Genomic DNA, 13624 nt, shown 5'->3' with positions numbered 1-13624 from the left:
AACCATTACCAAACAGATTATGAAAAAAATTTACTTAACTAGCTTAAGTATTTTGTTGTTATGTATGGCAACAATTTCTGCTTTTGCGCAAAAAACCGTTTCTGGTACTGTAACGGACAACCAGGGTCTGCCATTAGCGGGCGTAAGTGTTTTCCTAAAGGGAACGACCAAAGGAACTTCTACCTCAACAGAAGGAAAGTACACACTGTCAGTACCATCAAATTCAACCATTGTTTTTAAATATTTAGGCTACCTGAATAAGGAAGTATCGGTAGGAGATAACAATACAATCAATGTTACATTATTGGATGATGCGAAAGCATTGGGTGAAGTAGTTGTAACTGGTTTAGGTGAAGAAAGGAATACAAGAAATTTGGGGTATGCCATGAATAATATCAAAGGAGACCAGATACGTGCTGCCAATACAATAAATCCCATCGCCGCGTTACAAGGATTGGTACCAGGGATGATGGTGCAGCCAGGTACTGGGGGACCACAATCAAGTCCAAAATTTCAAATAAGGGGGGCATCGAGTTTATATGGCTCAGAAAATACACCTTTAATAGTTGTTGATGGTGTTATATTATCAGATGATGCAATGAGTCCAGCTAGAGCAGGTGATCAGGATTTTGGAAATGTGTTAAAGAGTATTAATTCTGATGATATTGAAAGTATTTCGGTTTTAAAAGGCGGATCAGTAACTGCATTATATGGAAGTAGAGCAATAAATGGTGTGCTTTTGATCACAACCAAAAAGGGTTTTGCTCAAAAGGGATTGGGTATTTCATTTAGCCATGATGAAACATTCGATAATGCATATGCACTACCTGATATGCAGCAGGAATATGGATCAGGATTTACTCCAAGAGATTTTATTAAAGGGGCGAATGGGATGAACCAGATAAATTCAGCTTCTTATGGTTTTAGTTTTGGCCCTAAATTAGATGGATCGACGATTTTAGACATTGATGGAAGACAAATTAGCAATAGCATTTTAAACAACCCGTTAAGTTTGTACGAAACAGGACGTTATGTGAATAGTAATATTTCCATGCAGGGAGGAAATGAAAAAACTACTTTTCGTTTTTCTTATGCAAATAATTTTACAAAAGGAATAAGCCCGTATAATAAATTAAATCGTCATACTTTTAATTTTAGAGGTACGCAACGCTTAGGCGATGCAGTAGTGATTGATGCAACTGCATCATATTCTAATGTTAGAGGATTTAATCCACAAAGAATTTCTGGAGATAATAGTCTTATTTATGGATTAACATGGGGTTATCCTACCAATTTTGATTTAGATTATTGGAAAGATAATTATATTGATCCTGTTAATGGAGGAAGAAGTACTGTAGATCCTTTTACTACGAATCAATTGTTTTTCCGTTTAAATAAATTTAGTCAAATTCAGAATGAAAATAACTTTAGGGGAACCATAAATGCAAAAACTAATTTTACCAAATGGTTACAGCTTGAAACTAGTGCATCACTAAACTGGTACAATACAAACAAAGAAGATAGAGAACTTGGACAAGACCCAGGTTTTAAAGGTGGGTACTACGGTTCTGGAATCCGGAATGTTATTGATAGTAGATATAGAGCAGGTTTAAATTTAAATCATAAAGTAAACGATTTCGATTTGTTTTTGCAATTAGGCTCTGAAGTAGTACGTTCCCAGAGTAAAGGTGCAAATTATGGTACATCCGGAGGTTTAAAAGTTCCTGCTCAATATAGACTTTCAAATTCAATAAATACGCCAACTGTGGGTGAAGGAACACCGAATATCAGTCAGGTGTTTGCATCATATGCACAAGGTAGTATAGGGTATAAAAATTGGTTAACACTAAATTTATACGCGCGTAAAGAATGGAACTCTACATTGGTATATTCAAATGGAACCGGTAACTATAATTATTTTTATCCGGGTGCCGATTTAGCCTGGATTTTTACTGATGCTTTAAAAATGCCGAGTGTTTTCTCGTATGGAAAATTACGTGCTTCTTACGTTGTAACCGGTGGAGGTACTGTTGTTTACCGGTCAAATACAGGTTATTACTTAAAAGGTAGCAACTATCAAGCGGTGAATAGTAATACAGCAAATATCGAGCAGTATGGTTTCGATAGCCAGACATTAGGCAATCCAGATCTTAAACCTTTAAGAGCCTTTAGTAAAGAAATAGGTATAGAGCTTAAGATGTTTAAAAATAGGTTAGGTTTAGATTTTACAGCCTATAGAAAAAATACTAAAAATCAAATTATTAATCTTTCGGTTCCATCCGAATCAGGTGTGCAAAATAGATTGATTAATAGTGGGGATGTACAGGATCAAGGTATCGAATTTATTTTGTCAGGGACACCTATTAAGACACAATCATTTTCTTGGGATGCATTCTTTAATTACACCAGAAATAGGAATAAAATAATATCATTGGCTCCAGGTGTAACAACAGTACAATTGGAAGGTGGTGATGGTATTAGAACCATAGCAAAAGTAGGAGGAGAGTATTCTACATTGGTAGCAGCCTATGGTTATGCAAAATATCAGGCAAGAGATGCGAATGGAAATCCAATTGACAATCCAAATAATGGTAAACGCGTAATTTCTCCGGCAGGTACAGGAGGTGCTTTTTATACCAGAGCATCTAACTATGCAAATGGCTTAGAATCTGAAAGTACTATTGGTTCTACCCTTCCTAAATTTTATGGTAGTATTAGAAATGTATTTACTTACAAATCATTGTCGTTGAGTGCATTGATTGATGCTAAATTTGGTGGTTATGTATTTTCTGATACTTATTTTTACGGTAGTCAAACTGGTAATCTAAAAAACACATTGTTTGGCCGTACTGTTGAAAATGGCGGTACAGCTTATACTGAGGCCGGAAACCAGGAAATTGGCGTAGTTTTAGATGGTGTATTTGCCGATGGAACAATAATAAACGGTGTTAATGTAGGTGGCATGAGTCATCAGCAAGCCATTGATAAGGGATTAAGAATTCCGACCATAACCTGGAGATACTATAATAACTCAAATGGATGGGGTAATGGTATCAGAGAACGTGGTGCTTTCAAATCATCATGGGTTGCCGTAAGAGATATCACTTTATCATACGATCTGCCAAAAGCGTTTGTATCTAAAATAAAAATGAATGGGGTTAAGGTTTATGCTAGTGCCAGAAATATTGGTTTTCTATACAACAATGCACCAGATAACCTAAATGTTAATGACTTTACAAGTACTGGAGCTGGTGGAGCATTTTTAGGTGGCGGTACCCCTTATGTTAGAACATTTGGTTTAGGTATTAATGGTAGTTTTTAATCACTGTTTTTTATAAAATTGATATTATGAAATATTCAAAATATAATGTTGTTATAGTGTCGGCGTTTATAAGCTCAACACTTTTAATATATTCTTGCAGCAAAGAAAAATTTGCTGAATATAATACTAATCCTGATGCGGTTATTGCAATAGCACCAGAACCACTTTTTACCAAAGCGGTAACCAATTGGCACGATGATAGCTTTGAAGCTTTCTATGAAAACTATAGAGGTGTATCAAGGTGGACAAGACAAATGGTTGGCTTAACAGGTAATACAAGTACAATTACAGATGGAATAGGGAATATAAACCAACGGTATGGAAGGTTTTACAACAGTTCTGGAAACCTGCTGGTTGATGTTCAAAAAACTATTGATAAGCTTGCTGATGATCAAAAACCAAGGTATGTGCAAATGAAAACCATTGCAGAAATACTAAAGGTTTACGAGGCTTGGTTTGTAACTGATGGCAACGGAAGTATCCCATATACTGAAGCTTTTCAGGCCAGATATAATGGCACTTTTACACCCGTTTACGATACCCAACAGAATCTGTACAATAATTTTGAAAAGACGCTGAAAGATGCAGTAGCAGTTTTGAAAGCTCAGCCTGCGGTACCTCAGGTTAGCTTGGGTAATAATGATTTGTACTATCAAGGTTCGATACCTAAATGGATTAAGGCAGCAACTAGCTTACGTTTATTAATTGCCATGCGTTTATCTAAAAAAGATCCGGCAAAACTTAAAGCAATAGCAACTGATATATTAACAAACAGCGCAGCTGATTTAATGGCTTCACCAGATGACGATTGGTCATTAAAAGCTGGAAGTAATTTTATTGGTGCAGGTAACTGGGATGTTAGTGCCTCGGGTGCTTATGGAGCAAATGGAACAGTGGATTTTATGTGGAGAAACAACGATCCAAGATTACCATTGTTTTACCAAAAAAATTCATGGACACAAGAAAACTTTGATGCAGCTAAAACTGAAGGGAAAATACCGGCAAACTCGGTTTTCGATTCAAGACGCTATTATGGTCAGTTTACAAGCCCGGATGCAAATACAATCCCAGCTAAGCAAAAATTCTTTAGCCCTGTTGTAATCAAGAGCGGTAATTTAGATACGATATCTGCAATTCAATATCGTATGTTCACGCCAGCACTCAGCTCAGGTACAGGGTCGGCAACATTTTTAATACTAACCTATGCTGATATCTGTTTTCTACGTGCTGAATTAGCCGCAAGAAATATAACAAGCGAGAGCGCTTCTGAATGGTATTATAAAGGAATTGATGCATCTATCACCACTTATGATAGAATAGCTAAAGCGGCAGCTTTAGCCGATTATGCTGCTCTGGATCCTAATGCGGCTACAGCCTACAAAGCTAAACCAGAAATCGTTTATAATCCGGCAAAAGGATTAGAACAAATTTTAATTCAGCAGTACCTTAACTTCTATAAAAACTATAACGAATGTTGGGCACTGCTTAAAAGAACGGGCATGCCTAATGCGCAAACGGCTTTAGTGGTAGAAGATTTTACATTCTCAGGTCAGGTGCAACCAATACCTAGAAGGTTTGTAATCAACTTCCCTTTGGCCGGTGATGCTAATTTTGCAAATAAGCAAAGTGCAATCGCAGAAATGGCTAAAGAGTCTTATTTTGGACAACCAACTGATGTTAAAGGACGAGTTTGGTGGGATATGCCATAAGTTATTATTATCTTTATTAAGTGAAAATGGCCGGTATATCCGGCCATTTTAATTAGCTTTAAAAATGAGAAATCGCATTGTATTTATCATATCAATTCTATTTTATATAATCTTTTTGAATGAAGTGTCGGCTCAGCGCTTTCATGTTCAGGAAACAGGATTATGGCCGCAGGTGAAGATTATTAACCCGACTTCTGTAAGCACAAAACAAGCGATAAAAAATTATAAAAATACAGTATTCATCTTTCTTTCACCAGAGTGTCCCTTAAGTAGAAATTATATACCTGAGCTGAACCGACTAAAAAATACCTATAAAAATTGTGAGTTTATAGGCGTATTTCCAGGGAAATCTTATACACTAAAAGATATTAAAGCTTTTATTAAAGATTATAAAGTGTTATTTACAACTATTCTGGATGACAAGAAACACTTAACTCAGTTATTGAATGGCACGGTAACTCCCCAGGTTGTTTTGTTAAGCGCCAAGGGGAATATCGCTTATTCCGGACTGGTGGATGATAAAATAATTGAATTGGGTCAACAAAGGCAAATGGTATCAAAACATTTCCTTGCTGATGCAATAGAAGAGCTTGAGATGAATAAAAAAATTACAATTAGTGCCACAAAGCCAATTGGCTGTTATATTAATGATCTTTAGATAAATGAGGAAAATAATTTTACCAATCTTGTTTTTGATAAACTTAAATTTTGTTTATGCTCAAAAAAAAACTTTCTATGAAGATGTAGCGCCAATTATCTATAATAAATGTACCTCCTGCCATCGGGCTGGAGAAGCAGGGCCATTTCCTTTGATTTCTTATGAAGATGTTTCCAAGAGAGCATCGTTTATTAAGAAAGTCATAAAATCGGGCTATATGCCGCCATGGAAAGCAGATGATCATTATGCTGAAATCCCTTTCCAGGGAAATAGAAAACTAACAGATGCTGAGAAAAAAATCATCATTGATTGGATTGATGATAAAATGCCTGCTGGTACACCTAATAAATTGGCAACTGCTATTCTAACAAAATACCATTCAGGTACTAGCTACCATCGTAAGCCTGATGCCGTTTTAAATATGACCAAGCCTTTTGCTATTAAAGGAGATAATAAGGAAAGGTTTATTGTTTTTAAAATCCCTTTTCAATTTGCCAGGACACAAAATGTTGAAGCCATCGAATTTGTTTCTAAAAACAGAAAAGTAATTCACCATGCTAATTTTGCTATTTATGATGTGCCGGATAATATTCCCTTAGATAAATCTCCTGAGTTTATCAACACAACAGTTGGTGAAACTAATGAAGATAGCTTTTCAGCCTACAATGTCTATAAAAGTAACATGATTTATTATGGCGGATGGATTCCGGGAACAAAGTACGAATCTTATCCGAAGAATATTGGCTGGTTAATGCCTAAAAGAGGTGTAATTCTTTTAACGATGCATTACGCACCTACAGGTAAAGATGAAGTAGATTTTTCTTCTATTAACTTCTTTTTTACAAAACAACCTGTTGAAAGAGTTATTGATGTAGTGAACTTGGGTTCTGGTGGGATAGCAGAAGAGGAAATAACCCCATACTTTATGATTCCCGCAGATAGCATTCGTTCTTTCAGGTTAAAAATCACCAATCCGGAAAAACAATCGATTTTGGGTGTTTGGCCTCATATGCATTTGCTTGGTAAAGATTTTAAAGCTTATGCAATAAGCCCGCAAAAAGATACTATAAAACTCATATCTATTCAAAAATGGGATTTTAACTGGCAGGAACTTTATAAATATCAGAAACCCGTAATCATACCTAAAGATTCGTATTTGGTTATTGAAGGGACATATGACAATTCGAAAAATAATCCAAAAAATTTATTTAACCCGCCCAGAAATATTTATGGTGGAGGAGAAATGAAAAGTATTGATGAAATGATGACTTTGATCATCCTGTATTTGCCATATAAAGATGATGATGAACACTTGTCTGTTAGTGAACCATAATTAACCTCAGCTTTTCAGAAAAGTTAAAATTATCTGATACGCTAAGTCTTCCTGCATTTAAATAACAAACCAGCATCATGGTTTAGTTAATTTGCCATAAAATAACTTTCTTTTTAATTTTTTTAAAAAGATTGCTTTTCTTTTATTTTTTTTATAAATTTATATAAACCAAATTAAAAATGTCAGCAACTATTAAGAAAGCACAACGATTAAGGGCCGACATCATTAAACTGCTTTATTATAAAAAGAAATCCTCTCTAACCGATTTAAGTAAACGCACTAAAAAGAGTTTGCCTTTAATTACATCGACTGTAAATGCATTAATAGAGGATGGCTTAATTATAGAGCAAGGATTGGCACCATCTACCGGAGGCCGCCGCCCTTTAAATTTTTTATTAAACCCCGATTATAAGCGGTATATAATAGCCGTAGCCATGGATCAGTTAACGAGTCAGTTAACCATATATGATTTGTCCAATCACCAGGTTTTGCCAACGCAGGTGATCGATTTAGATATGACCCAAAGTAAAAGTGCCGATACTTTAATTGAATTCATTGATCATTGCATTAAAAAATCAACAATCGATAAAGAAAATTTATTGGGGATTGGTATTGGCATGCCGGGTTTTGTGAATGCAGAAAAAGGAATGAACTATTCGTTTATGCAGGTTGAAAACGATATAAGTCTGCAAGACTATCTCGCTAAAAAACTAAGATTACCAGTTTACATAGATAACGACTCGAGTTTGATCGCCTTAGCTGAATTAAACTTTGGTGAAGCAAGAAACTTAAAAGATGTACTCGTTGTGAATATTGGCTGGGGTACAGGTTTAGGGATGATTATTAATGGCAAATTATACCGGGGTAGTAGCGGCTACGCGGGTGAGTTTAGTCATATTCCTTTATCTAATTCAAATACCTTATGCTCTTGTGGTAAACGGGGTTGCCTTGAAGTGGAAACATCGCTTTTGGTGATGGTTCAGAAAGCAGAAGAAGCCGTAAAAAACGGAGAAGAAACAAGTTTAAAAACGCTTTTTAATGATAAAAGTAAAAGCCATGTCGATCATTTCTTAAACGCAGTTGTAAAACAGGATCCTGTGGCCATTTCTATATTAGCTGATGCCGCATTTCAGATTGGTAAAGGATTAGCCACTTTAATCCATATTATGAATCCTGAGCGTATTGTATTAAGTGGACGTGGTGCAAAAGCAGGGAAAATGCTTCTGCCGCCGATACAACAGGCCATTAACGAATTTTGTATACCGCGGGTAGCTGAACAAACGGAAATTAAATGTTCTAGCCTAAGCGATGAAGCTGAATTATTGGCTGCAGCCAGTTTGATGGTCGAAAATAGCCTGTTTGAATAAAGAAAACCAAGCAAATAATTAAAATAATTTTTAACTAATAACCAATACTATGAGGGAGTAAAAAAGAACCACTAAACCAAATTTTGAACCAACTTTAACAAATACTAACCTAAACGAATTATGAAAAAAATGTACTTAAAGTGCTTAAGTGTGTTTTTGTTAACCTTTTTGACAATAACCGCTTTTGCGCAAAAAACCATTACCGGTACGGTAGTGGAAGCATCTGGACCAATACCAGGTGTAAGTGTCTCTATTAAAGGCACAACCAAAGCTACCCAGACAGACGCTGGGGGTAAATTCTCTATTTCTGCGGCAGAAGGAAATGTCCTTGTTTTTAGATCTGTCGGTTATGTTTCAAAAGAAATTACTGTTGGCGCATCTTCAACAGTAAATGTTAGGTTAGAATCATCATCCAATAGTTTGGATGAAGTTCAGGTAACCACAGCTTTTGGCATTAAGAGAGAAAAAAGAGCTTTAGGCTACTCTACGCAAGAGGTTGCAGGTAAAGACTTAATCATTGGCCAGGCGCCAACTATAGCGCAGGGTTTGATGGGTAAAGTAGCTGGTTTACAAATCTCACAATCGGGTGGAGGTGTAGAAGGCGGCTCATCAAGAATTGTTGTCCGTGGAAATACCTCGTTAACGGGCGATAATAGGGCATTGATTATTGTTGACGGTGTTGCGCTTAATAATGATCCTGCCAATGTGAATGGTAACAATACTTCATCTGTTGCCGGGAGTACGGGTGCTGATGTTTCCTCCAATAATGATTGGGGTACAGGCATGAACTTCATCAATCAGGATGATATAGAAAATATTACCGTATTAAAAGGCCCGGCTGCTGCAGCATTGTATGGTGCAAGAGGTGGTAATGGTGTTATTTTAATTACCCGTAAAAAAGGTAGTAACAGGCCAGGGCTTGGTATTGATTATAATTACTCTTACCGACACACCAATCCGTACGAAATACAAAATTTTCAAAATGAATACGGACAAGGCGGTGTAGCTTCAATGCTTACTGCCGACAATAGTAAAATGTTTCCTACTAATGGTGCAGGACAACGTTATCAGATTGGAAATGGATATAACCCAACAGGAACCTATTTAAGCAATTCTTTTGGTACTGTTCCTTATCCTAATGGTAAATTAACCGACGCCTATTTCAGTTATCCTGGAAGCCAGTCGTGGGGGCCAAGATTTGATAATCAGCCAATCTTAAATTACGATGGTGTATTAAGACCTTATTCTGCCCAGCCAGATAACTGGAAGGCCTTCTTCCCTGATGGCTCTGTAGTGAGTCATAATGTGGCTATTTCCGGAGGAAGTGAAAATGCTACGGGTCGACTTTCTTACACCAGAAATGACACTAAAGCCAACATACTAAACAGTAATATGCAGTCAAACACTTTTAATCTGGGTTCTACATTAAAAGTTTCAAAAAAATTAACTGCAGAGGTTACAGCAAGCTATGTTAATTTCACCCGCTTAAATGCGCCTTCTGTTGGTTCTGGTTATCTTGGAGGAGTAATCTACTCTATGCCAAGAGATTATAATCCTTACGTGGATTTTGATAATACCTATGGTCCTAACAATACGCGTAAAGATGTACTTACCCAAAGTAATTTTCCGGCAGGTTCACCAGCTTACCCTTTCAGCGGTGGTTATTTAGGTAATCAATATTGGAATGCAAACAATAACAATACAGTATTTAACAGAAACGGATTAACAGGTGGAATGAAGTTAATGGCCGATTTAACCGATTTCTTAAATATTACTGCGCAAGGTGGTGTAGATAATTCAAATGATGTAACTACGGTAAAAAACCAACCTACGGATATATTGGGACAAGCTAATGGCGCTTATAAATTGGCACAGGCAAAAAATTTATCAACCAATTTACAAGCTTTTGCACGTTTGCACAAAGACAATCTTTTTGGCAAAGAGATTAATGCTAGTTTAACAGCAGGTGTGGAAAGGTATTACAGAAATGATTATACTTCAAGTAATTCTACAGCTGGTAATTTTGTGAAACCGTTTGTGTTTGCTTTAAATAATGGTGCAAACCCGGTTCCTCAACCACAAGAAACCAAATATGCCAAACAGATCAACTCAGCATTCAGTTTCCTAAACCTTTCCTATAAAAATTATCTGTTTTTAGAAGCTACAGCACGTAATGACTGGTCGAGTACATTGGCAAATGGCTCAAACTCCTATTTTTACCCTGCAGCTAATTTAAGTTATGTGTTTACTGATGGCATTAAAGGTATGCAGAACAGTTTGCCATGGTTAAGCTTTGGTAAACTGAAACTTTCTTATGCAGAAACAGGTTCAGATACCGATCCTTACACCATTTTTAACGTTTTGGATGTATCTACAAATAATGGCCAACAAGCTCAGAGTTTACCAGGAACATTAAAATTCGAAGGTGTGCAACCACAAAGAAGCAGATCATACGAAGGTGGTATATCATTAGGCTTCTTTAAAAACAGGTTGAACGTAGATTTAACTGCATATTCGATGAAAACCTTTAACCAGATTTTGGATAACCCATTGGCTTTATCGTCTGGTTTTAATACTGTTAAAATTAATACAGGCTCATTAGGTAACACAGGTTTTGAGTTCATCGTTAGTGGCTCTCCAATCAAAACAAAAGATTTTAGCTGGGATGTATCGGTTAGCGGTGCGCATGCCAGAACCAAAGTCTTGGCTTTACAAGATGGCGTAAATACTTTAACATTGGGTAACTTTTTTGGTGGTAATGGTATTTCTCAGCGCGTTACAGTTGGCGATTACTATGGAACGCTTTATGGTAGAGATTTTACCTATTACAATGGCCAAAAAGTAGTAATGCGCGCCGAAGGAACAGATGGACAGCCAATGCAATATACTGTTAACGGAAAAACCTATTACGCAGGTACGCAATGGGTAAAAACGGCTGGTGAAGTGCCTATTGGAAATTCTCAGCCATTTTTAACAGGAGGTATTACCAACACCTTTAAGTATAAAGCATTTTCACTATACGTATTGGCTGATGCAAAAATTGGAGGCGATACTTTTTTTGGTTCTTATGCTGCGGGTATGGGAAGTGGAAACTTAGAGGAAACCTTAAAAGAACGTAATGGCGGAGGTTTGCCTTTGGTTTATCCTGACGGAACTACGGCAAATACCGGAGTTAATTTTGGCGGCGTTTTCGTAACCCGCGATGCCCAAGGCAACGTTACAAGTGCTACTCCAAATAACGATGTTGTGAACTACCAATGGTATTATCAAGGTACTTTTTCTGCCTGGAATCACATCGGAACACCGCGTTCTGCATCGGTATTTAAAAACTCGTGGATGAAATTAAGAGAGGTTGCCCTAACTTATCAGGTTCCTGCAAAATTCATTCAAAAAACCAAATTCATTCAAAACCTGTCGCTTTCATTAGTCGGAAGAGATCTCTTCTATATTTTTACCACCATACCTAAAGGGCTAAACCCAGAAGGAGTAAACAGTATAGGTAATATGCAAGGAATTGAATACGATTCTCTACCAAAAACAAGATCGTTTGGTTTCACGATACGTTCTTCATTTTAATAATTTAAAACATTAAGACATGAAAATTCAACATAAAATAATCCACACGGTACTTGGCATATCGCTAATGGCTGGTATGGTATCGTGTAAAAAGGGTTTCGAAGAATTAAATAAGCCATATAAAGATGCAACTGTTGCTACAGCAACGCCTGCAGGCTTTTTTAATAACCTGGCTAAACGTGCAACAGAAGAAGATTATACCATATATGCCGGTTTGTTTATGCCAATTACAAACCAACAGGGTGTTCAAAACCGAAACCTGCCATATATAAATTATATCACTTCTTTTTGGAGTAATTATTATTCTGATTTGGCAGATTATAAACAACTGTTAAAGCTGATCAGTTCTTCAGCAAATCCGGGTGTATATAACGACGTTAAATATATGGCCAACATTCTAATGGCCCAAAAAACGTTATCAATGTTAGATCGTTACGGAGATATACCATATAGTCAAGCGGGTATTGCTACAGAAGGTGCAGCTAATTATCAGCCAAAATATGATAAAGAGGAGTCTGTTTACAGTAGCGTTTTAGATGATTTAAAGGCTGCAACCTCGGGTATAGGAGGTCCAAATCAGAGCTCTATTGGTACTTACGAGTCTTTTTTGGCGAATGATTTTGTCGCCTGGAAAAAATTCGGCAATGCACTTCGGTTGCGCTATGCAGTTCGTTTAAGTAAAACCAATTTACAAACCAAAGCTAAAGAAACAATTGTTGAAATTCTGGGTAACCCATCAGTTTATCCATTACCGAATGACCAGGATTTAACGGCTCTATACAAGAGCAATTTTGGTAGTTTTCCATTGGTTATCGTACCAAATAGTCCAGATTATGGTGATCGGTATTGGTATGCATTTCGTGAGCTTTCAGTTTCTAATATCAGGATGAGTTCTAATGTATTTGCTAAGATGTCATCAACTAATGCAGATGATGGTTCAGGTTTCTTCGATCCGCGTTATAAAGTTTGGTTTATGCCTAACAACGCAGGTAAATGGGTACCTCAGCCTCAAAACGGAACTATTGCAGATGGCGGTACCCCGTATCCAAATACATCAGCTAATGCGCCAATGGCGCCAGGTAGCGATCCTGACAATAAGTTCGCTTCTTTCAATTATTATCTGGTTCGTGATTATCAGAGTTTTCCATACGTAATTATTTCTGAAGCTGATGTACATTTCTTAAAGGCAGAAATTTACAATCAAGGGATAGGTGTGGCTGCAAATCAGGCTTTGGCAGAAACAGAGTATAACTTAGGCATGAGAGCTTCAGTAAATTTTTGGTATACTACTGTAAACAGTAATACAACAGCTATTTGGCCAACATCCGCCAAACCTGGTCCAATTACACAGGCACAAATTGATGTATTTACCAATAATCCTGCAGTGAAATTTACCGCAGGTGATGTAGCTGGAAATTATAAAAAAATAATTACCCAATCGTGGTTAGCAAGCATGTTTAACGCTGTGGAGACCTGGTGTACAGTGCGCCGTACTGGCTTAACACCCAAGGACGCCACTTATACACCCACTACCTATAACAGGTTGCCATATCCTGATGATGAAAAAACCAATAATGCGGCAAACCTTGCTGCTATTGGTGGCAACGTAGGACCTGAAGTTCAGATCCAAAAGAAAGTTTATTGGATGCCTTAGTTGCA

The 13624-nt window shown here is 36.9% G+C and carries 6 protein-coding genes and 1 pseudogene; all 7 read left to right on the top strand.

Annotated features, from left to right (window positions below; all coding sequences use genetic code 11):
• The first annotated feature begins 19 nt into the window (after nt 1-19).
• The 7 genes and pseudogenes from CA265_15660 to CA265_15630 all read left to right on the top strand — a co-directional run bounded on the left by CA265_15660 (nt 20) and on the right by CA265_15630 (nt 13619).
• Nucleotides 20-3322: a hypothetical protein gene (locus CA265_15660; protein ARS41011.1), complete on the top strand. Its 3303-nt coding sequence runs from the start codon at nt 20-22 to the stop codon at nt 3320-3322.
• Nucleotides 3323-3348: 26 nt separating this feature from the next.
• Nucleotides 3349-5031 carry a hypothetical protein gene (locus CA265_15655; GenBank protein ARS41010.1) on the top strand — a complete coding sequence of 561 codons (1683 nt, stop codon included), beginning with the start codon at nt 3349-3351 and terminating at the stop codon, nt 5029-5031.
• 64 nt (nt 5032-5095) lie between these two features.
• The gene (locus CA265_15650) at nt 5096-5689 is read left to right on the top strand and encodes a hypothetical protein (GenBank protein ID ARS41009.1); all 594 of its coding nucleotides are present in this window, start codon (nt 5096-5098) and stop codon (nt 5687-5689) included.
• A pseudogene (locus tag CA265_15645) lies at nt 5679-7022 on the top strand (calcium-binding protein). The gene CA265_15650 and the pseudogene CA265_15645 overlap by 11 nt, the downstream one beginning before the upstream one ends.
• A gap of 179 nt (nt 7023-7201) precedes the next feature.
• Complete coding sequence (locus CA265_15640; GenBank protein ARS41008.1) at nt 7202-8389, top strand: sugar kinase; 1188 nt, start codon at nt 7202-7204, stop codon at nt 8387-8389.
• Between the two features lie 120 nt (nt 8390-8509).
• Nucleotides 8510-11965, top strand: coding sequence for a hypothetical protein (locus tag CA265_15635; GenBank protein ID ARS41007.1), 3456 nt, complete (start codon nt 8510-8512; stop codon nt 11963-11965).
• Nucleotides 11966-11984: 19 nt separating this feature from the next.
• On the top strand, nt 11985-13619 hold the full coding sequence (locus CA265_15630) for a hypothetical protein (GenBank protein ID ARS41006.1): 1635 nt from the start codon (nt 11985-11987) through the stop codon (nt 13617-13619).
• Nucleotides 13620-13624 lie beyond the last annotated feature (5 nt).

Source organism: Sphingobacteriaceae bacterium GW460-11-11-14-LB5, from assembly GCA_002151545.1.
Taxonomy (GTDB): domain Bacteria; phylum Bacteroidota; class Bacteroidia; order Sphingobacteriales; family Sphingobacteriaceae; genus Pedobacter.
The sequence above is the reverse complement of the archived record's forward strand: the minus strand, read 5'-3'. Positions and strand labels throughout refer to the sequence as shown.